The sequence below is a fragment of the Stenotrophomonas sp. 05L413 genome (assembly GCF_056397945.1).
In genome coordinates, this window is the sequence record NZ_JBFTOL010000001.1 from 829955 (window position 1) to 850542 (window position 20588).

At 66.6% G+C, this 20588-nt stretch carries 24 protein-coding genes and 1 tRNA gene; 7 read left to right on the forward strand and 18 right to left on the reverse strand.

What is annotated here, in order from left to right; all coding sequences use genetic code 11:
* Positions 1-10 precede the first annotated feature (10 nt).
* Positions 11-307 carry a TFIIB-type zinc ribbon-containing protein gene (locus AC1DIQ_RS03650; RefSeq protein WP_121039098.1) on the reverse strand — a complete coding sequence of 99 codons (297 nt, stop codon included), beginning with the start codon at positions 305-307 and terminating at the stop codon, positions 11-13.
* A gap of 153 nt (positions 308-460) precedes the next feature.
* On the opposite strand from AC1DIQ_RS03650, the gene AC1DIQ_RS03655 reads away from it, so the two are divergent.
* From AC1DIQ_RS03655 to AC1DIQ_RS03665, 3 genes are all read left to right on the forward strand, one after another.
* A complete protein-coding gene (locus tag AC1DIQ_RS03655; protein ID WP_121039101.1) occupies positions 461-1225 on the forward strand; it encodes a CPBP family glutamic-type intramembrane protease in 765 nt (254 codons plus the stop codon).
* A gap of 122 nt (positions 1226-1347) precedes the next feature.
* Positions 1348-1746: a response regulator gene (locus tag AC1DIQ_RS03660; RefSeq protein WP_152151904.1), complete on the forward strand. Its 399-nt coding sequence runs from the start codon at positions 1348-1350 to the stop codon at positions 1744-1746.
* A gap of 148 nt (positions 1747-1894) precedes the next feature.
* On the forward strand, positions 1895-2560 hold the full coding sequence (locus AC1DIQ_RS03665; protein WP_121039107.1) for a DUF3011 domain-containing protein: 666 nt from the start codon (positions 1895-1897) through the stop codon (positions 2558-2560).
* Between the two features lie 21 nt (positions 2561-2581).
* Here AC1DIQ_RS03665 and AC1DIQ_RS03670 read toward each other — a convergent pair whose 3' ends face one another.
* Entirely contained in the window at positions 2582-3253 is a 672-nt protein-coding gene (locus AC1DIQ_RS03670) for a lysozyme inhibitor LprI family protein (RefSeq protein WP_121039110.1), read from the reverse strand.
* A 238-nt stretch (positions 3254-3491) separates the two neighbouring features.
* Between AC1DIQ_RS03670 and AC1DIQ_RS03675 the strand changes: the two genes are divergently transcribed.
* Together AC1DIQ_RS03675 and AC1DIQ_RS03680 are read left to right on the forward strand one after the other, a co-directional pair.
* Entirely contained in the window at positions 3492-4340 is an 849-nt protein-coding gene (locus tag AC1DIQ_RS03675) for a hypothetical protein (protein ID WP_478049450.1), read from the forward strand.
* A 203-nt stretch (positions 4341-4543) separates the two neighbouring features.
* On the forward strand, positions 4544-4708 hold the full coding sequence (locus AC1DIQ_RS03680; RefSeq protein ID WP_183073690.1) for a hypothetical protein: 165 nt from the start codon (positions 4544-4546) through the stop codon (positions 4706-4708).
* A 221-nt stretch (positions 4709-4929) separates the two neighbouring features.
* Here the strand turns inward: AC1DIQ_RS03680 and AC1DIQ_RS03685 are convergent, their stop codons facing one another.
* On the reverse strand, positions 4930-5400 hold the full coding sequence (locus AC1DIQ_RS03685) for a DUF2383 domain-containing protein (RefSeq protein WP_478049451.1): 471 nt from the start codon (positions 5398-5400) through the stop codon (positions 4930-4932).
* A 226-nt stretch (positions 5401-5626) separates the two neighbouring features.
* On the opposite strand from AC1DIQ_RS03685, the gene AC1DIQ_RS03690 reads away from it, so the two are divergent.
* Together AC1DIQ_RS03690 and AC1DIQ_RS03695 are read left to right on the forward strand one after the other, a co-directional pair.
* A complete protein-coding gene (locus AC1DIQ_RS03690; protein WP_183073691.1) occupies positions 5627-7075 on the forward strand; it encodes a S41 family peptidase in 1449 nt (482 codons plus the stop codon).
* A gap of 100 nt (positions 7076-7175) precedes the next feature.
* On the forward strand, positions 7176-7550 hold the full coding sequence (locus AC1DIQ_RS03695; protein ID WP_121039122.1) for a DUF6713 family protein: 375 nt from the start codon (positions 7176-7178) through the stop codon (positions 7548-7550).
* Positions 7551-7921: 371 nt separating this feature from the next.
* On the opposite strand, the gene AC1DIQ_RS03700 is transcribed toward AC1DIQ_RS03695, so the two are convergent.
* The 15 genes from AC1DIQ_RS03700 to AC1DIQ_RS03770 all read right to left on the reverse strand — a co-directional run bounded on the left by AC1DIQ_RS03700 (position 7922) and on the right by AC1DIQ_RS03770 (position 20535).
* Positions 7922-7997: transfer RNA gene (locus AC1DIQ_RS03700), tRNA-Lys, on the reverse strand.
* 72 nt (positions 7998-8069) lie between these two features.
* Positions 8070-8735, reverse strand: coding sequence for a 7-cyano-7-deazaguanine synthase QueC (gene queC, locus AC1DIQ_RS03705; protein ID WP_121039125.1), 666 nt, complete (start codon positions 8733-8735; stop codon positions 8070-8072).
* A 115-nt stretch (positions 8736-8850) separates the two neighbouring features.
* A complete protein-coding gene (gene queE, locus AC1DIQ_RS03710; protein ID WP_121039128.1) occupies positions 8851-9549 on the reverse strand; it encodes a 7-carboxy-7-deazaguanine synthase QueE in 699 nt (232 codons plus the stop codon).
* Positions 9550-9680: 131 nt separating this feature from the next.
* A complete protein-coding gene (gene ybgF, locus AC1DIQ_RS03715; protein ID WP_121039131.1) occupies positions 9681-10487 on the reverse strand; it encodes a tol-pal system protein YbgF in 807 nt (268 codons plus the stop codon).
* A 3-nt stretch (positions 10488-10490) separates the two neighbouring features.
* Positions 10491-11006, reverse strand: coding sequence for a peptidoglycan-associated lipoprotein Pal (gene pal, locus AC1DIQ_RS03720; protein WP_121039134.1), 516 nt, complete (start codon positions 11004-11006; stop codon positions 10491-10493).
* A gap of 64 nt (positions 11007-11070) precedes the next feature.
* The gene (tolB, locus tag AC1DIQ_RS03725) at positions 11071-12390 is read right to left on the reverse strand and encodes a Tol-Pal system beta propeller repeat protein TolB (RefSeq protein ID WP_046272625.1); all 1320 of its coding nucleotides are present in this window, start codon (positions 12388-12390) and stop codon (positions 11071-11073) included.
* Positions 12391-12601: 211 nt separating this feature from the next.
* Positions 12602-13660: a cell envelope integrity protein TolA gene (gene tolA, locus AC1DIQ_RS03730; protein ID WP_121039137.1), complete on the reverse strand. Its 1059-nt coding sequence runs from the start codon at positions 13658-13660 to the stop codon at positions 12602-12604.
* Positions 13650-14078 (reverse strand): protein TolR, encoded by a 429-nt coding sequence (tolR, locus tag AC1DIQ_RS03735; protein ID WP_121039140.1) that lies wholly within the window; start codon positions 14076-14078, stop codon positions 13650-13652. Before tolR ends, tolA begins: the two co-directional genes overlap by 11 nt.
* 23 nt (positions 14079-14101) lie before the next feature.
* Positions 14102-14881 carry a protein TolQ gene (gene tolQ, locus AC1DIQ_RS03740; RefSeq protein ID WP_121039143.1) on the reverse strand — a complete coding sequence of 260 codons (780 nt, stop codon included), beginning with the start codon at positions 14879-14881 and terminating at the stop codon, positions 14102-14104.
* Between the two features lie 10 nt (positions 14882-14891).
* Entirely contained in the window at positions 14892-15335 is a 444-nt protein-coding gene (ybgC, locus tag AC1DIQ_RS03745; RefSeq protein WP_478049452.1) for a tol-pal system-associated acyl-CoA thioesterase, read from the reverse strand.
* A complete protein-coding gene (gene ruvB, locus AC1DIQ_RS03750; RefSeq protein ID WP_121039149.1) occupies positions 15325-16365 on the reverse strand; it encodes a Holliday junction branch migration DNA helicase RuvB in 1041 nt (346 codons plus the stop codon). Before ruvB ends, ybgC begins: the two co-directional genes overlap by 11 nt.
* Before the next feature lie 241 nt (positions 16366-16606).
* Positions 16607-18526, reverse strand: a complete 1920-nt coding sequence (locus AC1DIQ_RS03755; RefSeq protein WP_121039157.1) for a potassium transporter Kup — start codon at positions 18524-18526, stop codon at positions 16607-16609.
* Between the two features lie 58 nt (positions 18527-18584).
* Entirely contained in the window at positions 18585-19175 is a 591-nt protein-coding gene (gene ruvA, locus AC1DIQ_RS03760) for a Holliday junction branch migration protein RuvA (protein ID WP_088433901.1), read from the reverse strand.
* A gap of 10 nt (positions 19176-19185) precedes the next feature.
* A complete protein-coding gene (gene ruvC, locus AC1DIQ_RS03765) occupies positions 19186-19707 on the reverse strand; it encodes a crossover junction endodeoxyribonuclease RuvC (RefSeq protein WP_121039160.1) in 522 nt (173 codons plus the stop codon).
* Positions 19708-19803: 96 nt separating this feature from the next.
* The gene (locus tag AC1DIQ_RS03770) at positions 19804-20535 is read right to left on the reverse strand and encodes a YebC/PmpR family DNA-binding transcriptional regulator (protein WP_478049453.1); all 732 of its coding nucleotides are present in this window, start codon (positions 20533-20535) and stop codon (positions 19804-19806) included.
* Positions 20536-20588: the final 53 nt, after the last annotated feature.

A 20588-nucleotide genomic window follows, 5' to 3' on the forward strand; every position in this document is an offset into this window, starting at 1 on the left:
CAGGCGTACATCAGAAGTCGAACAGGTCCGACAGGAAGCTCTCTTTCTTTTTCTTGCGGTAGCCCTGCTGGTCGCCGTACTGCTGCTGGCCCAGGTGGCGGGTATCACGGTGCTGCACGGCGGCCGGCGGCGGCGGTGCGGCCGCGCGCACCGGCGCGGGTACGGCGGCACCGGCCGAGCGCTCGATGATCTTGTCCAGCTCGCCTCGGTCCAGCCACACGCCACGGCACTGCGGGCAGTAGTCGATCTCGATGCCCTGGCGCTCGGACATCTGCAGCGCTTGGGTCTTGCATACGGGGCATTGCATGGGCGGTCGTCCAAGGGGTAAAGCCGCACTCTAGCCGGTCGCACCTGACCGTGGTGCAACGCGGCCATGACCGATGGCCCCCCGACCTATGCCCCATGCTGCTGGTGTGGCAATGGCGAACAATCCACGCCGTCCCTGGATATGGAGCGTCCCATGCCGTCCCTTCGCCTGCGCACTTGGCTGGCCACCTTCGTGGTGGTGCTGACCCTGGCCGTGTCGATCAATCTGCGCGACCTCGCCGCGTGGCTGGGCACGCCAATTCCGACGCTGCCGATTCCCTATGGCGGGGCCATCCTCGACAACGGCCTGGGCGTGCTGCTGGTGCTGGCCGTGGCTGCGCTGGTGCTGCGTCCCGGGCAACGCCTGCACGCGCTGCTCGGGTTGCGCTGGAATGGCTGGCAGGGCCCGGCGCTGGCCCTGCTGGCGACCCTGCCATGCTGGCTCGGCCTGTGGTGGCTGGGCGGTGTGAATCCCACCCAGGACCTGCTCGCCCTGCTGATGCTCGGCGTGCTGTTCCCGCTCGCCGAGGAGATCATCTTCCGCGGCTTCGGCTTCATCTTCGCGCACCGCCAGCAGCGTTGGCCGTGGCTGGCCGCCGCGCTGGTGCAGGCGGTGGTCTTCGGTGCGATCCACTGGTGGTCGTTCGGCGGCGGCGGCGGCATGGCGCTGCAGGTGTTCGCCATCACCGGCATCGGCGGGCTGGTGTTCGCCGGGCTCAATACGCTGGACGATTACACCCTGTGGAGCGGGCTGGCGCTGCACGTCTCGCTCAACCTGGCCTGGAACGTCTTCGTGATCACCGAGGCGACCGCCGTCGGCTGGCCGGCGACGGTGCTGCGTCTCTCGGCAGCGGGCCTGGCGGTCGGGCTGCTATGGGCCTGGCAGCGTCGTCGAAAACGTTCACTCGCCCTCGCCTGACCCGCGCTGACGCCGGCAGCACGGCCGGTTCACCGGGCATTTCGGCGCCGTCGACGATCTCCTCACCATCGCCCCGCGATACTTGCGCGCCCCTGTCCGGGGGTAAGCAGGAACCACGCTCCATGTTGTTGTCCAAACACCATCCCGAACCCCGCGTGCTGTTGATCGAAGACACCGAAGACACCCGTGAGCTCAGCCGCATGGCCCTGGAAAGCCAGGCGTGCGAAGTCGTAGCGGTCAGTTCCGCCGAAGCCGCGCTGGGCCTGCTCCAGGCCGGCGAGCGCTTCGATCTGGTGTTCACCGATGTCTGCCTGGGCGCGGTGAGTGGCATCGAGGCGGCGCATCGGGTCAAGCAGGAACAGCCCGGGCTGCCGGTGCTGGTCACCTCGGGCCTGGAGCCCTCCGTGGTGGTGCCGCAGCTCGGCCCGGGCATGCACTTCCTGCCCAAGCCTTACAGCATGAGCGAGCTGCTCGACGCGATCCGTGCCTGCTTCCAGCACCCGCTGGCAGCCTGCGCCTGAGGCGAGTCGCCGGCGGCCGTCCGGGCGCGCAGCTCAGTGATCTTCATCCGGATTTCATGTCCGCGTGGCCATCGTCGGTGCCGGGAACAGGGGTCTCCCGCTTCCCATACGATGCGACGCGCTCCTTTTCCTTGCCGGAATCGACGACATGCTCTTCCGTATGCTGCTGGCCACGCCCTTGCTGTTGATGCTGCCGTTGGACGACGCACGCGCGGATGACTTCGTCACCTGTGAGAGCCGCGACAACCGCTATCAGTCCTGCACCCTGCCCCGCGCCGGCTACGTCACCCTGGACCGCAAACTGTCCGGTGCGGACTGCCGCCAGGGCCGCAACTGGGACTACGACCGCCGCGAGGTGTGGGTCGACGATGGCTGCCGCGCCTCGTTCCGGGTGCACGGCGGCAACGATCGCGATGACCGCCATGACGATGACAACCACGACGCCAAGGTCGCCGCCGGCGTGTTGATCGGTGCGGCGATTCTCGGCGCGTTGGCCCACAACGCCAACAAGGATGACGCGCGCTACGACGACGAGAACTACCAGGGCGCACGCCACACGTCCTACGTGCCCAACTGGATGATCGGCGAGTTCGAGGGCTACAACCCGACCTTCAACGCCGACATCCGCATGCGCATCGACAGCGACGGCCGCATGAGCGCACAGACGCGTGGGCAGTCGTTGAATGGCTGGGTCAATGGCGGCCAGCTCAACGTCGGCAGCAGCGTGTTCGACATCAGCCAGAGCCGCGAGGGCTTCGTCACCACCGAGGTGGGCGACCGCCAGAACGAGGTGCGTTACCGCCGCGTGCCTTGAGCTACGCGGCGATGGCCGCCATCACTTGGCGATCTGGCACTGCAGCGTGGTGCCGTAGAACTCCAGCGTGGTCTGGTCGTTGTGGATCCGCAGGTCGACACCTTCGCGCCCCCAGCGGCCACCGTTGTTTTCCTCACGGGTCACCGGCACCGGGAACACGATCGCCTGATCGTTGCCCCAACTGACCACGGCCGCGGTCGGGTCGATGTCGTTGTAGAACACCGCCGTCACCGGCTTGCTGTTGTCATCGCAGCGGTACTCGACCTTCGCCGGCACCTGGATGCCGCCAGCGTTGAGGGTCAGCTCGACCAGACGCGTCTGGTAGGACTCCACCAGGCAACGGTGCGGATCCACCGCGCGCGAACAGGCATCACGCCCCTTGATCCAGCCCCGCTGTTCGGCCGCGATGTCCAGCTCGTCCGGGCTGGTCTGCACCCGCTTGTAGAGCGCGGCCAGCTGGCGATCCAGTGCGGCCAGGCGCGCGTCGCCGCACACCAGCGTCTCCGCCTGGGACTGCGCCTTGGTGCAATCGAACGACGGCGGCTGCAGGGTCGGGCTGTCGGGGGCGGCGGGCGCGCTGGCAGCGGGGGCCGGCGCGGCCGGCTCTGCCGGAGTCGCGGTATCGGACGGCGCCGGCTTGGAACAGGCCGCGAGCGCAAGCGCCCCCACACCCAGCAGGACGAAACGGTTCATGGCACCTCCAACATCGATCAACGAATGACTGGCTATTGTGCCCCCGTAAGCGGTTCTGAGGTGTGCACAGGCAGACCGCTCATGGCCACGCCTGCATCTCTGCTCACCGTCATTCGAGAACAACCGATTGCCGGGCACCCGCAGGATGCCCCGGCGAGGCATGCTGCGCACCGGGTTGCCGCCCTGCCCCGGCTCACCTACGCTCCATGCCCGAATCGATCCAAGGACCATGCCCCGGATGAGTGGCAGCCCGTTTTCTTCTCTCACGCGACGACTGGCATGGCCGGCGCGTGCGCCTGCACCGACACCGCTGGGCGCGGCCCTCCTCGTTATGTTGCTGGTCGCCTCGCCCGCAGGTGCCGATGACATACCGCCGCAGTTCATGGCGCAGTACGAAGCCACGCGCGATTACCTGCAACTGCTGCAGCAAGCCGACGCCGACAACGCACCGGAGCAGCTCGACAGCCCACGCGCCATGCAACTGCTGGCGGCGGTGACCAACACGACCGACGTCCTGGCGCCGGACTACGCGACGGCGGACCTGGGTCTGCTGACTAACGCGTGCCAGTACGGTGTAACGCTGTCCACCCGGTTGATGCAGTTCGGCATGGGTACGATGCCAGCAGCCGTGCTCCTCCATTCCGGCGAGCAGGCCCGCCAAGGCAAGCACAACGCCGAGCGCTTCCAGGCACCGCTGGGCCTGCTGCTGCCGTACCTGCTGCAGTGCGGTGCACGGATGCAGCCCCTGGTGGATACGTGGCTGACCGTTGCAACGCCCGCAGAGCTCGCCGGTCTGGGACCGGGCGGCACCGACACCCTTCGCCGCAATGCGCAACGCCAGTATCTGGAGATGCTGGAGGTGATGCGTGCCCAGCCGGCGGGCAGCACGCTGAAGCGGACCCTGGTCGGTGCGCTGGCGGAGACGGCGGCGCCTTACGCGCAGATGCTGCAGCCCGCGCAACGGCAGCCGGTGCGCGAGGCGTTGAAGGAAGCGCTGGAACAGGTGGACCCCAGCGAGGTTCCGCTCCTGCAGCAGGCCATTGCCGCGTTCAGCAGCGACCATTGCGGGACACTCTGCCAATCCTGATACATCGACGGCCGCGTCCACCAACTCGGCGGCTCGGATGAAGGGACGTTGTGGACCCGCAGCGTCGTGGGTGGTCACACCCACGCGGTGTAGCACTTGGTCATGAGACTACCCTGACCCGATGCTCATCCCAGTGCGACCCTCGCGTAACAGCGGCAGGTCCACGCTGGGGTTGCGACATCACGTCGCCTTGGAGTCACACCATGTCCAACATGCAGAACAACGAAAACAACGTCAAAAATGCTGCTGCTGCACAGAAAGGCCCGCAGTCCGAACAGGATCGCAAGGACGCGCAGGCCAAGCAGCAGAAGCAGGAACAGGACACCAAGAACGCCCCTGACGCAGGCAACAAGCCGCAGCAGAAGTAATCGCTCTGCCGCATGGTGGGGCTGCGCATCCGCGCAGCCCTCACATGCAGACGGCGACCAGGCGCACTCGGCGCCATCCCGCACCCTTCAACGTCTCGCGTCCTTCAATCTCCTGCATCCTTCACTACGAACTTCACTACGAAGCTCATTCGTGACGCTGTTGATTCGCGACGCTGCGCATGCGCGTGCTTCCTGGACGGTGTAGGTGAGGGTGTGGGTGACTATGCATCCCGGCCCCGCAGCTCATCTACCTCCTGGCGCATGTCGTCCCAACCGAGCCGCGTCTCCAGCAGCATGCCGTTGAGCGTTCGTCGCGCATGTGCCGTCAGTGCGCCATCGCGCGCGGCCACTTCGAGTGCCCTCACCAGACGCGCTTCAGCTGCCTGGCTCTCACTGGCGTACTGGATGCCCGCATCCCCGAGTACGGTACCCAACCTGCCGAAGCTGCCACGGAGGCTGCCGGCCAGGGTACGGTGGCGGGCGGGCTGGCCACCGGCGTCGCGCACCAGCCGCGTGACCCCATCGATGACCTGCATTTTCGCTGCAGCCATCCGCATCATCAGCGCGTTCAACTGCGGATCCTGCGTCCCGTCGTCGGCGACGGCTCTGGCGTAGATGTCGTGGCCGTCACGCGCGATGCCGATGATCTGGTTGAGTTCGCGTATCGCGTGGCCGGATTGGACGGTACTCATCACAGCGCTCCGTGGGATCGTGGGCCCACTCTGGCCGGGGATCGCCTGATCGTGCGCGCGTCGTGGGGACGGTAGCGTGATGCGATACCGGGACTTCCGGGGAACACGCGCATTGGCTACGATCGACCGGAGTCGATCGCACACACGATCCCGTCACCCTTGCCCCGTGCGGCACTGCGCCGGGTCGCAAGGAGGCTGTATGGCAGGGTTAAGTGGCACTGTATTCATGCTCGCGATGCTGGGTGTCGCCGCGCCGGGGGCATCCGTTGCCGCGCCGGCATTCGATCGCAGCGCTTGGCAGGCCGACCATGTGGCGCTCAAGCGCGCCTTGGAGCAGGACTACGCGCATCTGGCATGGGTCGCCTCGCCACAAAGTGGCGTGGACCTTCCCGCACTGGATGCCGCGGCGCAGCGTGCGCTGGCTGAAGCACGTACGGATACGCAGGCGCGCCAAGCCCTGCGCACTTTCCTGGCCGGGTTCCAGGATGGTCACCTCAGCCTGCTCGACCCGCTTGAACAGGCGTCCGACACGGCCTCGCCCACTGCTGTGGACCCGCGCACGCTGGGCGCGAGCGCAGGGTGTGCCGCGCTCGGCGTGGCCGATGAAGGCCGGCACGATTTCAGCCTGCCGCTGGAAACGCTGGCCGGTTACCACCCCCTCAACGACGACGCCGATCCTGTGCTGCGCGCCGGCATTCTCTCGCTGCCGGATGGCCACACGGTGGGTCTGCTGCGCCTGCATGAGTTCGATGCCTTGCGCTATCCGGGCCTCTGCCACGCGCTGTGGCCGCAACTGCGGCATGCGGACTCCACCGACGACATGCGCGGCACCTTGGCCCGGGGCTGGGTCGCGGTGATCGCCGCCAGCCTGCGGCGTTTCCAACAGGACGGAGTGGACGCCGTGCTGGTGGATGTCGGCGACAACCCGGGGGGCGACGACAGTGGCGATACGCTGACCCGGCTGTTCACCCCGCAGCCGGTTGCCTCCGCCGTGCTCCAGGTCAGCCAGTCCCCGGCCGGCAAGCCCTATCTGGACGAGCAATACGAGCGGCTCGACGACGCACTGCGCAATCACCGCCCCAACGCCGCAGCCCGCAGGCTGCTCACTACGGAGCTGCAGGCGTTCCAGGCGTCGCGGCGGGCCACGGCGCTGCCGGCCTGCGATCTGTCATGGGCCTGGCGGGTACAGCACGACTGGAACGGCCCCACATGCCGGCGCCTGGTGCCCGCAGGTACCTCCGGGGGCCCGTTGCCGAGCCCTGCCGTGGACACCCTCGATGATTTCCTCATCGCGCACCGCCTGGACTGGTCACAGGATCTGCGCGAGCACTGGGGCGCCTGGAAGGGGCCGGTATATGTCCTCACCAATGCAAAGACGGCGTCCTCCGCCGAGATGTTCGCGGCGCGGATGCAGGACAACCACATCGCGCGCATCGTCGGGACGCACAGCGGAGGGTACGGCTGCGGCTTCATGAGTGCGCAGGCGATGCCTGAACTGCCCCATTCGCATCTGCGCCTGCGCGTTCCGAATTGCGTGCGCCTGCGTGCCGATGGCAGTGACGAGGTGGCCGGCATCCGCCCGGACCTGCCGGTCGCGCCGCGTCGTGGCGAAGGCGCACGGGCCCGCGCGCAGCGGCTGGTCGATACGCTCATCGGCGACATCGCGCTGCATTGAATGCGGGCCGCGGCGGAGCCAATCCGGCACGCAGGCACGCGGTGAGCGCCGCTACACTGTGCACGCTGCAGGATCCGCAGCCTTCGGCATCGCCTGTCCCATGGAAAGACGCTACTTCGCCACCCTGCTTGCCTTGATCCTTCATCAGATCGACGCCGCATTCTGGCGTGAGTGGGAGATATTCCTGCTGCCCGGTGGCGTGCAGGGCTTCCTGGTCTTCAACCTGCTGGCCATCGGCGTGGTGCTGCTCGGCTACCGCCACGTGCTGCTGCAGACCAGCAAGGCGCGCGGCTTTGCGATGGTCTGCGCGGCGCTGGGCATCGCGACGTTCCTCATTCACCTCGGCTTCGCCGTGTTCGGCCACCGCGCTTTCCACCTGCCGTTGTCGATGGCGGTGATCGCAGCCTGCCTGGTCTCGGCGGTGTGCCTGTTGCGCTCGCTGCGCACCGATGCGCAGGGACGCCCACGCGCCTGACCGGTACCCTGGAGACACTGCGCCGGTGTGCCAATGCCAGGCGCGCAGTAGGAGAGCAAAAACAGACAGTACCGTCGCAAAGACGACGGCGGTCTGCAGGACATCGATCACCATTGCCATTCCACTGCCCCGGATCGACCGCCGGCATGCACGCGTTCTCCGGGAAGCGGCATGTCGTGCTCAAGGTCGGGAGGTACAGCGTGCGCGTCCGGGCGATGGACAGGCATCGGTTCTTGCCCTGCTGCGTCTCAGTGAAAGACGCAATTCGCTGTGATGAAGCTCGGTAGCGCGGACTTGAGCTCCCATGGCGCGTGCGCCCCGCTGGAGGCATGAAAAAGGCGACCTCGCGGTCGCCTCGATCATGATGCAATTGGTGGGCCGTGATGGATTCGAACCATCGACCAAAAGATTAAAAGTCTTCTGCTCTACCAACTGAGCTAACGGCCCATTGCATCCCCGACGTGACGCCGGGGGTGCGCATTCTAACGCATCTTCGCGCTCATGCGTACCCGTCCCGCATCACACGTAGTGGGTCGGGTCCGGCACGCCGGCATCCGTGAAGCCCTGCGCGCGCAGGCGGCAGGCATCGCAGTGCCCGCAGGCGCGGCCCTGGTCGTCGGCGTTGTAGCAGGACACGGTCAGGCCGAAATCCACGCCGAGGCGGACGCCTTCACGCACGATATCGGCCTTGCTCAGGAACTGCAGCGGCGCGTGAACCTGGATACCCGCACCTTCCACGCCCGCCTTGGTGGCCAGGTTGGCCAGCGTCTGGAAGGCCTGGATGAATTCAGGGCGGCAATCCGGGTAGCCAGAATAGTCCACCGCGTTGACGCCGCAGAAGATGTCGTTGGCACCCAGCACCTCCGCCCAACCGAGTGCGACGGACAGCATGATGGTATTGCGCGCCGGCACGTAGGTGACCGGGATGCCCTCGCCGCCCGCTTCCGGGACGTCGATGTCATCGGTCAGGGCCGAGCCGCCGATGCTGCGCAGGTCGACATTGACGGTCTTGTGGGCGACCGCACCCAGCGCGCTGGCGACCGCCGCGGCGGCATCGAGTTCGGAGGTGTGACGCTGGCCGTAGCGCACGCTCAGGGCGTGAACGGCAAAGCCCTGCTCGCGGGCGATGGCGACAACGGCGGCGGAGTCCATGCCGCCGGACAGGAGGACGACTGCTTTTTTCATGGGGGGTGTTTCCGGTGGTTTGCGGGGAACCAGCACGCTGTCCCGCGCCGGACGTCTTTACTGATGGTGAGGCGTGGTCGATGGCATGCGCAGCGCCGTAGCGCTGCAGCCGGCGTTACCTCCCGGGTTCGTCATTCCACAACAGCTTGTGCAGCTGCATCTGGAAGCGCACCGGCAGGCGATCGGCCACGATCCAGTCGGCCAGCTCGCGCGGGCTGACCTCGCTCTTGCTCGGCGAGAACAGCACCATGCTGCGCTCGTTGAGCCGGTGCTCGCGGACCATGCCGCGGGCCCACTCGTAATCCTCGCGGCTGCACAGCACGAACTTGATCTGGTCGCGCTTGGTCAGCAGCGGCAGGTTCTCCAGCCGGTTGCGGGCCATTTCGCCGGAGCCGGGAGTCTTCAGGTCGACCACGCGCGACACGCGCGGATCCACGCCACTGACATCCAGCGCACCGGAGGTCTCCAGCGAGACGTCCAGGCCGGCGTCGCAGAGCTTCTCCAGCAGCACCAGGCAGCGCTTCTGCGCCAGCGGCTCGCCACCGGTCACGCAGACGTGGTGCACGCCTTGGGCCAGCACTTCGTCCACGATCGCGTCGATGTCCCACCAGGTGCCGCCGTGGAAGGCGTAGGCGGTATCGCAATAGGTACAGCGCAGCGGGCAGCCGGTCAGGCGCACGAACACGGTCGGCCAGCCGGCGGTATCGGCTTCGCCCTGCAGGGACAGGAAGATCTCGGTGATCTTCAGTCGCGGCAACGGGGACTGCACGATCTCACTGGGGAGTGCGGCGGCAGCGGACAGGGTCGTGGTCATGGCGGTGATTCTTGGCGGACGGCTTCGGAAACGACAACAGCCGGGCATGGCCCGGCACGGAAGACCGGGCAGCGCCCGGTTGGCGATCCATCAGTATACCGGGCCCGGCCGCTCCAGCGGCCCAGGCGGGTTCAGCGGATCTGCTGACCCAGCCGGATCGACTGCAGACGGTCCTGCGCGGTGCGCGCGGCGTCGGAGCCGGGATACGTGGACACGACCTGTTCGAGGGTCGCCTGGGCCTGGTCGACCTTGCCTTCGCCGTACTGGGAAAGGCCGATCTTGAGCAGGCCACCGGACGCCTTGTCATGGGTCGGGTAGCGCGAGATGAGGTCGCGGAACTGCGCCTCAGCCAGCGGGAAATTGCGGGTGGCGTAATAGCTCTCGCCCAGCCAGTACAGCGCGTTGGGGGTATAGACGCCGTTGGGGTACAGCTCGAGGAAGCTCATGAACAGCTGCGCCGAGTCGTCGTACTTGCCGGCCTTGAGCGAATCGAAGGCGACATTGTAGGCGGTGCGTTCATCGCCACTGGCGGCCAGGCTGCCGGCATCGCCGTGCACGCTTGGCGGCCGCTCGGAAGCGGCCGTTGCCGGTTTCGGGGATGCAGCGGGGGCAGGCGCGGGTGAGGCCGGGGCGGCAGGAAGCACGGGGGCTCCACCTTCCAGGCGGTTCAGGCGGCTGTCCAGGTCCAGATACTGGTCCTTGGCGGACTGCTTGAGCTGGTCATTGTCGTGCTGCAGCTGCTCGACCTGCGACTGCAGGGCCTGCAACTGGGTACGCAACTGATTCAGCTGGTTGAGCATGTCCATGTTGGACTGGTTGTTGTTCGCCTGCTGCTCAAGCGCGCCGACGCGGTCGGCCAGACTCTGGCGCTGCGCATTGGCCGGTGCGGCAGCCACGAGGGCTGCCGCAACGATCATCGATAGAAATCGAAAGCGCATCTATTACTGAGCCGTGTACACGATCTCGACGCGACGGTTCTGCGACCAGCAGGACTCGCCCGACTCGGTGCAGACCGGACGCTCTTCACCGTAGGACACGACGGTCAGCTGCGAAGCCGAGCCACCGTTGGCCTGCAGTGCCGAGGACACGCCGTTGCCACGACGCTCGCCCAGAGCCTGGTTGTAAGCACGCGAACCGCGCTCATCGGTGTGGCCCTGCAGGGTCATGCGCGAGGACGGACGGTCACGCAGGTACTTGGCGTGGCACGCCATGATGGCCTGGAACTCCGGCTTGACGCTGTCCTGGTCCAGATCGAAGTACACCACGCGCTGGCGCAGGCAGGAATCGGTATCCAGATCACCCGGACCGTACAGACCCGAAGTGGACGGGCCGGTCGGAGCGGTGGTGCTGCCGGTATCAACCGGGGCAGCCGGCACTTCCTTGACCTTCTTGGAACAACCGGCCAGGGCGGCCACGGACAACAGGGAGACAAGCAGAACGCGGGTGGTCTTGTTCATGGCGATACCTTTGAGGCTCCTAAAGCCGGATGAGGGATGAATACGGCGAAATCTTAACACTCTGTTAGCGCTTTGTACGGTATGGCGACCAAGAAGGCTCACGAACATCACCGTCGGCCAGAACCAGCCGCTGGCGCACGCGCGCATCGGCCGATACGGCGTACAACACTCCACGACCACCCTCACGGGCGGCGTACAACACCATGCTTGCGTTGGGCGCGAAGCTCGGCGATTCATCCAGCGACCCTGGCGACAGCGTGTTCCAGCGGGCCGAGCCCGTGCTGCTGTCCATCATCGCGATCTTGTAGGTATTGCCGCTGCCCTGGGCGACCACCAGCTTCTTGCCGTCGTAGGACAGGCTCGGGGTGGCGTTGTAGTTGCCCTGGAAGGTCACGCGCGAGGCGCTGCCACCGCTGGAGGCCACCTGGTAGATCTGCGGGCGGCCGCCGCGGTCGGAGGTGAAGTAGACGCTGCTGCCATCCGGGCTCCAGGTCGGCTCGGTATCGATGGCGAAGTGGTTGGTCAGCTGGGTCAGCTGCTTGCTGCCCAGATCCATCACGTAGATTTCCGGGTTGCCACTGCGCGACAGCGACAGGGCCAGGCGGCGGCCATCGGGCGAGAACGACGGGGCGCTGTTGATGCCGCGGAAGCTGGTGACCAGTTCACGGGCACCGCTGGAGATGTTCTGGATGTAGATCGCCGAGTTGCCGCGCTCGAAGCTCACATAGGCCAGCTTGTTGCCGTCCGGGCTCCAGCTCGGCGAGAGCAGCGGCTCGGCCGAGCGCACAATGGTCTGCGGGTTGAAGCCGTCCGAATCGGCCACCATCAGCGCATAGCGCATGGCATCGCCCTTGCCGCTGGCGGTCACATAGGCGATGCGGGTCCAGAAGGCGCCGCGGACACCGGTGATCTTTTCGTAGATGGCATCGGCCATCTGGTGGGCGACATCGCGCATGGCGTTGCCACGGGCGGTCATCGCCAGGCCCAGCAGGCGCTCGCCCTTGGGCACGTCGTACAGCTCGTATTCGACGCGGTAGGCGCCAGCGCCGGCGTCCATCACCCGGCCGACCACGATGTAGTTCTGCTTCAGCGCACGCCAGGTGGCGAACTGGATCTCGCTGCCACGGGTCGGCTTTTCGACGATCTGGGCTTCCGGCAGGTTGCGGAACTGGCCCGAACGGTCCAGATCGGCACGCACCACGGCGGCCACATCGGTCTGCGGTGCACCGGCCGACCCCTGGTACGGCATGGGGACGACGGTGATCGGCGTGGCGGAGGCATTGCCGCCAATGATGTCGATATCCAGCCCCTTCTGCTGCGCCATGGCAGCGAAGGGCAACAACAGGGCCGCAACAACGGCAAGCCAACGAGGCATTTTTTTCATGGAGCGCTCAATAGGGGGAAACCAGAACGAGGGATAACAGGACCGCGGTGAACAGTTTCGCAATCATGAACCAAGGCCGTGTGAATTCCGAGTCACCTGGCGCACAAAACTCACACACCGTTAACCCCTTCAGGCGCCGTTGGGCTGCGCAACGGCGGGCGGTGCGCGCCTGCCAGGACCGCTGATCCGGCGGGATCAGCGGTCTGCCGGGTCAATCCTGGGCGGTGAACGTGAAGTTGATGGTGCGCGCGAATACCGACTCGAAGCCGCGGTACGGCAACGGCTGGGCATTCAACACAGCTGCCTCGATCGAACGGCGGCCTGCCTCGTCGAACGGGCAGCTGCCGCTGACCTTGGCCTGGATCACCTGTCCACCCGGAATCTGGGTGATCGAGACCTGGCAGCGCTGGCCCAGCGGCACCGAATCCGGACGGGTCCACTGTGCGGAGACCTTCTGCTGGATGGCCGCCGCGTATTTGGCGCTGAGATCGTCACTGGTGCCACCGGCACCGGCGGCCGGCTTGGCGGCACCGGTCGCCCCGGCGGTCGAGGCCGAGGCATTGGCGGCACGCGCGGCCGTGACCTGGCGCAGCTTCTGTTCGGCCAGCTTGGCTTCGTTCTCGGCCTGGGCGCGCTTGCGGCGGATTTCGGCAAGCTTCTTGTCGCGCTCGGCGTCGGCCTTGGCATCATTGGCCTTCTGTTCCTGCTCGGCCAGCTTCTTCTTTTCCGCCTCTTCCTGCTGTTTGGCCAGGCGCAGCTTCTGCTCGGCCTGTTCCTGGCGCTTGCGCTCGGTCAGGTCGATCTGTTCCTGGCGGCGCTTGGCTTCCTGCTCCTGCTTGGCCTTTTCAGCCGAGATCGCCAGCGCGTTGACCGCTTCCTGATCGACCGTATCGGGCTGGGCGATGCGCTCCTGCGCCTGCGATTGCTGCGGCGTCGGCGCGTCCTGCGGGCGCGGCTCGGGCAACGGCTGCGGCGGCGGCACGGTGTCTTCCGGAATCGGCTCGGGCTCGGCAACCGGCTCGGGCAGGTCCGGCAGCGATTCGGAGGCACGCAGGGCCTGGCGCGCGGCCGAGGCTTCGGACGCGGACAGCTGCAGGCTGGCTTCGATGGCCGGATCGCCCGCGGCCGCTTCGGTGGTGCGCTGCGGCGACCACAACCAGGCGGCGATGAAGATCAGTGCCAGCAGCAGATGGACGCCGAGCGCCAGCGCGATCGGCAGGCCCCACTCCTCATCCCGTGCACGCTGCGGTGGCAGGGCTTCAGTGTGCATCGGTCGCCAGGCCCACCTTTTCCACGTTGGCGCGCTTGATCACGTCCATGGCCGCGACCACCTTTTCATAGGCCACGGCCCGGTCGGCGGCGACGATCACGCGCAGGTTCTTGTCCTGCGAGGAAAGCGCGGACAGCTGGGCCTGCAGGCGGGCCGCATCCATCGGCTCCGGGTCCTTGGCCTCGGGCAGCTTCAGGCTGAGCTGGCCATCCAGGCGGACGGACACGACGACCGGATCCTGCTTGCTCTCCAGCGCCTTGGCCTGGGAGGTCGGCAGATCCACTTCAAAGCTCAGCGTGAGCAGCGGCGCGGTCACCATGAAAATGATGAGCAGCACCAGCATGACGTCGATGTACGGCACGACGTTGATTTCGGATTTGAGCTTTCGGCGCTTGCGGCGGCCAATGGCTGCGGTCATGGCAGGACTCCTGTGCTGGGCGCTTACTCGTCGCCCGCGGTCTGGCGCTGCAGGATCGAGCTGAACTCTTCTGCGAAGGTTTCAAAGCGCACCGACATGCGCTCCACGCGGGTGGTGAAGCGGTTGTAGGCCCACACGGCCGGGATCGCCACGAACAGGCCGATCGCGGTGGCGAACAGGGCTTCGGAGATGCCCGGGGCAACCGAGGCGATACCGGCCTGCTCACCGCTGTTGATCATGTCGTGCATGGTCACCATGATGCCGAACACGGTGCCGACCAGGCCCACGTAAGGGGCGGTCGAGCCGATGTTGGCCAGCAGCTCCAGGCTGCGCTCCATCTGGTCCACTTCACGCGTATAGGTGGTGCGCATGGCGCGCTGGGCGCCCTCGAGCTGGGCCCGGCCATCCAGCCGACGCTTGTCGCGCAGGCGGGTGAACTCGCGGAAACCGGCTTCGAAGATCGCTTCCAGGCCGCCGACCTTGCGGTTGCGGTCGGTCGCCGAGCTGTACAGCTTGCCCAGGTCCGCACCGGACCAGAAGCGGCTTTCGAACTCGTCGGCCTCACGGTTGGCGGCATTGAACACGCGCGCCTTGCGGAAGATGATCACCCAGCTGATGAACGAGCCGGCCAACAGCAGCAGCACGATGATCTTCACCGGGATGCTGGCCTTGATCATCAGGTCCAGGTAATTGATGCCACCGCCATGCGCGGCTTGGGCGACAGTCTGCGCCGCGGCGCTGGTGACTTCCTGCGGCAGCGCTTCGGTCACCGTGGCCTGCAGGGCCAGGAGCATTGCGATCATCCGTTGTTCCTCAGTATGCGGATTCTGGAAATTCGAGGTGTTTCAGCGCGGCATGCAGTGCATCGTCCATGCCACGCGGTTTGAAGGTGGTTGCATCGAGCGCGGCGATCTTCACCTGCGCGGTCAGCAGTGTCTCATCGCCCCGATGGACCGCCTGGGCGAACACCATGCTGGCGCGCTTGCACTGCACCAGCGTGGCGGTGACCGCCAACGCATCATCCAGGCGCGCCGGCTTGAGGAAATCCATGGACATGCTGCGCACCGCGAACACCAGGCCATGGTCGCAGCGCATGCGCTCCTGACCATACCCCAGCGCCCGCATCCATTCGGTGCGCGCCCGTTCCATGAAGGCCACGTAGCGGGCGTGGTACACGACCCCGCCAGCGTCGGTATCTTCCCAGTAAATGCGTGTCGGCCAACTGAATCGGGGCTCAATCCGGGGCTCAACCGACATCCGGGACCTCCGCGAACAGGTCCGCCGGCGGGTTTTTCGGCTTCAGCCCCATGTGCCGGTAGGCCTTGTGCGTGCACATGCGGCCCCGCGCGGTGCGGATCAGGAAGCCCTGCTGGATCAGGTACGGCTCGACCACATCCTCCAGCGTGCCACGCTCTTCGGACAGGGCCGCCGCCAGCGACTCGATGCCGACCGGACCACCGTCGAAGTAATCCACCATGGTCCGCAGCAGGCGTCGATCGAGCTCGTCGAAGCCCTCCGGATCGACCTTGAGCATCTGCATCGCGGCCTGGGCAACGTCCTGATCGATGTGGCCCGCCGCCTTCACCTGGGCGAAGTCGCGCACGCGGCGCAGCAGCCGGTTGGCGATACGCGGGGTGCCGCGCGAGCGCCGTGCGATCTCGGCCGCGCCTTCGGCGGTGCAGTCGATGTTGAGGATGCTGGCCGAGCGCCGGACGATCTTGGTGAGCTCTTCCGGCGTATAGAACTCCAGCCGGTGCACGATGCCGAAGCGGTCGCGCAGCGGCGCGGTCAGCAGGCCTGCACGGGTGGTCGCGCCGATCAGGGTGAACGGCGGCAGATCGATCTTGATCGAGCGGGCCGCAGGGCCCTCACCGATCATGATGTCGATCTGGAAATCTTCCATCGCCGGGTACAGCACTTCCTCCACGACCGGCGAGAGGCGGTGGATTTCGTCGATGAACAGCACATCGTGCGGCTGCAGATTGGTCAGCAGCGCAGCCAGATCGCCCGCCTTTTCGATCACCGGGCCGGAGGTGACGCGCAGCGCGACCCCCAGCTCATTGGCGATCACATGGCTCAACGTGGTCTTGCCCAGACCCGGCGGCCCGAAGATCAGCACGTGGTCGAGCGCGTCGCCACGGGCCTTGGTCGCCTCGATATAGATCGACAGCTGCTCGCGCACAGGGGCCTGACCGAGGTAATCGGCCATGCGCTTGGGGCGGATGCTGGCGTCGGTGCCCTCGTCTTCGCGGGTGGCACCGGCGGCGATGATGCGGTCGTCGGTCATTCGGCAATTATGCGGCAAAAGCGGCGCGATCCGCGCCCGGTAGTGCCGGCCGCTGGCCGGCTCCTAATGACATCTGCATCCCGCGGAGCCGGCCAGCGGCCGGCACTACCGGGATCGAATCGGAGGAAGAGCCCCCTTGTTGTTCAAGGGGGCGCGCCGAAGGCGCGGGGATAAGGTGGAATGCGCCCGGGTCCCAAGGTTTGCGAAGCAGACCTTGGCCGCAGGTGGCGATCTGACGGCGTCAGATCTCCACCTGCGCCCCGAGTTCGACCAATCGATTACCCGGAATCCGGAAGAACCCGGTCGCCGGCGCGGCGTTGCGGTGCATCAGCGCGAACAGCTTGTCGCGCCAGATCGGCATGCCGCGGTTGGCGGTGGCCACGATGGTCTCGCGGCTGGCGAAGAACGTCGTGTCCATCGGGTCGAAGTAGATCCCGCCGTGGTCGCACGAGCGCATCAGCGCCAGCGGCACGTCCGGGGTCTCCATGAAGCCGAAGCGCACGTAGATCCGATAGAACTCATCGCCCACCGATTCGATCTTCAGGCGCTGGCCCGAGGGCGCGTACGGCACCGGCAGGGTCACCACGTGCAGGAACACGTTGCGCTCATGCAGCACCTTGTTGTGCTTGAGGTTGTGCATCAGCGCGTGCGGCGCCACCGAGGGGTCGGCGGTCAGGAACACGGCGGTGCCCGGCACCCGCACCGGGGGGGCCAGCATCAGGCCTGGCAGGAAGGTATCGATCCGGATGCCGTCCTTGCGGATCTCATCGCGCAGCAGCTCGCGGCCACGCCGCCAGGTGCGCATCATGGTGAACAGCACGATGCCCAGCACCACCGGGAACCACGCGCCCTGCAGCAGCTTGGCGCCGTTGGCGATCACAAAGCCCAGGTCGATCACGAAGAACACCGCGCACAGGGGGATGATCCAGTAGCGCGAGGTCGGCCACAGCGCGCGGGCCACCAGGGCCAGCAGCAGGGTATCGATCAGCATCGTCGCCGAGACCGAAATGCCGTAGGCCACGGCCAGGTTGGAGGAGCTGCGGAACGCCAGCACCAGCCCGATCACCATCACCGCGATACCCCAGTTGATGCCCGGGATGTAGATCTGGCCGATGGTGTCGTGCGAGGTGTGGGTGATGCGCATGCGCGGGATGTAGCCCAGCTGCATGGCCTGGCGCGACACCGAGAACGCACCGGTGATCACCGACTGCGAGGCGATCACCGCCGCCATCGTGGCCAGCACGATCATCGGGTACAGGCCCCACTCCGGCACCGCCTCGAAGAACGGGTTCTTGACCGCTTCGGGGTTCTTCAGCACCAGGGCGCCCTGCCCCAGGTAGTTCAGCACCAGGCACGGCAGCACGAAGTAGTACCAGGCATGGCGGATCGGCTTGGCGCCGAAATGGCCCATGTCCGCATACAGCGCTTCGCCGCCGGTCACCGCCAGCACCACCGCGCCGAGGATGAAGATGCCGTGCCAGCCGTGCTCCATGAAGAAGCGCAGCGCCCACATCGGGTTGAAGGCCTTGAGCACTTCCGGCGCATCGACGATGTTCCAGATGCCGATCGCCGCCAGCGAAATGAACCAGATCGAGGTGATCGGGCCGAACAGCTTGCCGATCTTGGCCGTGCCGAAGCGCTGCACCGCGAACACCGCCAGCAGCACCACCACGGTGATCGGCACGATGAAGTTGTGCAGGCCCGGGGCCGCGACCTCCAGGCCTTCGACGGCGCCCAGCACGGAGATCGCCGGGGTGATCACGCCATCGCCGAAGAACAGCGAGGCGCCGAAAATGCCGAGGATGCCGACCACATAGGCCGAGCGCGACCCGTTGCGCAGCGTGCGCTGGGTCAGCGCCATCAACGCCATGATGCCGCCCTCGCCTTCATTGTCGGCACGCATGATGATGGTGACGTACTTGAGAGTGACCACGATGTTCAGTGCCCAGAAGGCCAGCGACAGCACCCCCAGCACGGTGTCATGGTCGCTGTTGAGCCCGTAGTGCGGGGAGAACGCTTCCTTCAGCGTGTACAGCGGGCTGGTGCCGATATCGCCGAACACCACGCCGATGGCGCCGATCATCAGCGCCATGCCACCGGCGGCCGGCGCGTGCCCGTGCGGGGCCTGGCCGTCGCTGTGCTGGGAAGAAGTGGTGGACATGGGGCTCCGGGCGGACGCGGTGGGTAGTGTCGGAATCAGGAAACGGCAGGCGCGCGGCTCAGCGCAGCGCGGCCTGGAGGGCCTTGCGGATCACCGTGGCGACATCGTCACCCTCGGCGTTGGCATCGCGCGCCATGCGCGCGGCCTCGGTCGGCTTGTAGCCCAGCTGCTGCAGGGCCACGGTTGCCTCGGAGACCGGATCGGTGGCCGGTGCCGCACCGGCGATCGGCGCGCCGCCGCCACCGAAATTGGCCGCGCGGTCGCGGAGCTCCAGCACCATGCGCTCGGCGGTCTTCTTGCCGATGCCCGGGATGCGGGTCAGCGCGGTGATGTCACCGGCCTGCAGCATGCGCGCGAACTCGTCCACGCTGACGCCGGACAGCACCGCCAGCGCGATCTTGGCACCGATCCCGCTGACCTTCTGCACATCGCGGAACAGGCGCCGCTCGCCCTCGCGCAGGAAGCCGTACAGCGAGACGCTGTCTTCCTTCTGCGCGTAATGGGTGAACAAGGTGACCTCGCGGCCCAGCTCGGGCAGATCGTAGAAGGTGCTCATCGGCGCCTCCAGCTCGTAGCCGACGCCATTGACGTCCACCATCAGCCAAGGCGGCGCCTTGTAGGCCACGATCCCGCGCAGACGACCAATCATGCAGTGTTCCTCATTTCCGGCTCCAGGCCTGGCGCGCATTGACGCCCAGGCGCAGCGCCGTCGCCCGGACATGGGCGTGGGTGATCGCCACGGCCAACGCATCGGCAGCGTCGGCCTGCAGCTTGGTTTTCAGGTTGAGCATGAGCCCGACCATGTGTTGGACCTGTTGTTTTTCCGCGCCACCGCGGCCGACCACGGCCAGCTTGATCTCGGTGGCGGCGTACTCGCTGACCGGCAGGTCGCGCATCACCACGGCCGAGATGGCGGCGCCGCGCGCCTGGCCCAGCTTCAAGGCCGAATCCGGGTTGCGCGCCATGAACACCTTTTCGATGGCCACTTCGTCGGGGCGGTATTCCTCAACCAGGGCAGTCAGGCCGACCACCAGCAGCTTCATCCGCTGCGGGAAGTCGTCCGCGCCCAGCAGGACCAGCGGCAGGTGATGCACATGCACCACCTTGCCGGCGGCGTCCACATCAATGATGCCCACCCCGGTGCGCTGCGAACCGGGGTCGATGCCGAGAATGCGCGTCATGCGGCACACAGACGGGGATAACAGGGAACGGCTGGAGTCATCATGGTCCGCATTGTCCGCTCACCGGTCGCGCAAAGCGACCGGTGAAGCGCCTGCTCAGGCGTAGACGTCCGCGCCGAGATCGGCGTTGGAGAACACGTCCTGCACGTCGTCCAGGTCTTCGAGCATGTCCAGCAGCTTCTTGACCTGCAAGGCGGTGTCGCCTTCGACCTTGATGTCGTTGTCAGCGCGGTAGGTGATTTCGGCATGGTCCGGGGTGAACCCGGCGGCCTCCATCGCATCCTTGACGGCGTGATAGCTGTCGGCCGCGGTCACCACATCGATCGCCCCGTCTTCCGGGTAGACCACGATGTCGTCCGCGCCGGCCTCGATCGCCGCCTCGGTCACGGCTTCTTCGTCCGCACCGGCGGCGAAGTGCAGCACGCCCAGGCGCTTGAACATGAACGACACCGAGCCTTCCGTGCCCATGTTCCCGCCGCACTTGCTGAACGCATGGCGGACATCGGCCACGGTGCGCACGCGGTTGTCGGTCAGGCAGTCCACGATCACGGCCACGCCACCGGGGGCATAGCCCTCGTAGCGGATCTCTTCGTACTCGACGCCTTCCAGCTCACCGGTCGCCTTCTTGATGGCGCGCTCGATCACGTCCTTGGACATGTTCGAGGACAGGCCCTTGTCCATGGCCACCCGCAGGCGCGGGTTGTTGTTGGGGTCGCCTCCACCGCCGCGCGCGGCAACGCCGATCTCGCGGATGATCTTGGTGAAAATCTTGCCGCGCTTCGCGTCAGACGCGTTTTTGCGGTTCTCGATGGAGGGGCCTCTACCCATGGGGTGACTCTCGTGTTTCTGTCAGGAACAGGGCGCGAATTCTACCTGATCCG

What these genes read in the sequence shown, in the direction of transcription:
- ybgF (WP_121039131.1), bottom strand. Translation starts at nt 10,487, where the DNA reads ATGCGCTTTCGATTTCTATCGATGATCGTTGCGGCAGCCCTCGTGGCT.
- AC1DIQ_RS03670 (WP_121039110.1), bottom strand. Translation starts at nt 3,253, where the DNA reads ATGAACCGTTTCGTCCTGCTGGGTGTGGGGGCGCTTGCGCTCGCGGCC.
- AC1DIQ_RS03675 (WP_478049450.1), top strand. Translation starts at nt 3,492, where the DNA reads ATGAGTGGCAGCCCGTTTTCTTCTCTCACGCGACGACTGGCATGGCCG.
- tolR (WP_121039140.1), bottom strand. Translation starts at nt 14,078, where the DNA reads ATGACCGCAGCCATTGGCCGCCGCAAGCGCCGAAAGCTCAAATCCGAA.
- AC1DIQ_RS03660 (WP_152151904.1), top strand. Translation starts at nt 1,348, where the DNA reads ATGTTGTTGTCCAAACACCATCCCGAACCCCGCGTGCTGTTGATCGAA.
- ruvA (WP_088433901.1), bottom strand. Translation starts at nt 19,175, where the DNA reads ATGATTGGTCGTCTGCGCGGGATCGTGGCCTACAAGGCGCCGCCTTGG.
- ruvC (WP_121039160.1), bottom strand. Translation starts at nt 19,707, where the DNA reads ATGACGCGCATTCTCGGCATCGACCCCGGTTCGCAGCGCACCGGGGTG.
- AC1DIQ_RS03770 (WP_478049453.1), bottom strand. Translation starts at nt 20,535, where the DNA reads ATGGGTAGAGGCCCCTCCATCGAGAACCGCAAAAACGCGTCTGACGCG.
- AC1DIQ_RS03695 (WP_121039122.1), top strand. Translation starts at nt 7,176, where the DNA reads ATGGAAAGACGCTACTTCGCCACCCTGCTTGCCTTGATCCTTCATCAG.
- queC (WP_121039125.1), bottom strand. Translation starts at nt 8,735, where the DNA reads ATGAAAAAAGCAGTCGTCCTCCTGTCCGGCGGCATGGACTCCGCCGCC.
- AC1DIQ_RS03680 (WP_183073690.1), top strand. Translation starts at nt 4,544, where the DNA reads ATGTCCAACATGCAGAACAACGAAAACAACGTCAAAAATGCTGCTGCT.
- tolB (WP_046272625.1), bottom strand. Translation starts at nt 12,390, where the DNA reads ATGAAAAAAATGCCTCGTTGGCTTGCCGTTGTTGCGGCCCTGTTGTTG.
- AC1DIQ_RS03690 (WP_183073691.1), top strand. Translation starts at nt 5,627, where the DNA reads ATGCTCGCGATGCTGGGTGTCGCCGCGCCGGGGGCATCCGTTGCCGCG.
- pal (WP_121039134.1), bottom strand. Translation starts at nt 11,006, where the DNA reads ATGAACAAGACCACCCGCGTTCTGCTTGTCTCCCTGTTGTCCGTGGCC.
- AC1DIQ_RS03650 (WP_121039098.1), bottom strand. Translation starts at nt 307, where the DNA reads ATGCAATGCCCCGTATGCAAGACCCAAGCGCTGCAGATGTCCGAGCGC.
- ybgC (WP_478049452.1), bottom strand. Translation starts at nt 15,335, where the DNA reads ATGTCGGTTGAGCCCCGGATTGAGCCCCGATTCAGTTGGCCGACACGC.
- tolA (WP_121039137.1), bottom strand. Translation starts at nt 13,660, where the DNA reads ATGCACACTGAAGCCCTGCCACCGCAGCGTGCACGGGATGAGGAGTGG.
- tolQ (WP_121039143.1), bottom strand. Translation starts at nt 14,881, where the DNA reads ATGATCGCAATGCTCCTGGCCCTGCAGGCCACGGTGACCGAAGCGCTG.
- ruvB (WP_121039149.1), bottom strand. Translation starts at nt 16,365, where the DNA reads ATGACCGACGACCGCATCATCGCCGCCGGTGCCACCCGCGAAGACGAG.
- AC1DIQ_RS03655 (WP_121039101.1), top strand. Translation starts at nt 461, where the DNA reads ATGCCGTCCCTTCGCCTGCGCACTTGGCTGGCCACCTTCGTGGTGGTG.
- AC1DIQ_RS03685 (WP_478049451.1), bottom strand. Translation starts at nt 5,400, where the DNA reads ATGAGTACCGTCCAATCCGGCCACGCGATACGCGAACTCAACCAGATC.
- AC1DIQ_RS03755 (WP_121039157.1), bottom strand. Translation starts at nt 18,526, where the DNA reads ATGTCCACCACTTCTTCCCAGCACAGCGACGGCCAGGCCCCGCACGGG.
- queE (WP_121039128.1), bottom strand. Translation starts at nt 9,549, where the DNA reads ATGACCACGACCCTGTCCGCTGCCGCCGCACTCCCCAGTGAGATCGTG.
- AC1DIQ_RS03665 (WP_121039107.1), top strand. Translation starts at nt 1,895, where the DNA reads ATGCTCTTCCGTATGCTGCTGGCCACGCCCTTGCTGTTGATGCTGCCG.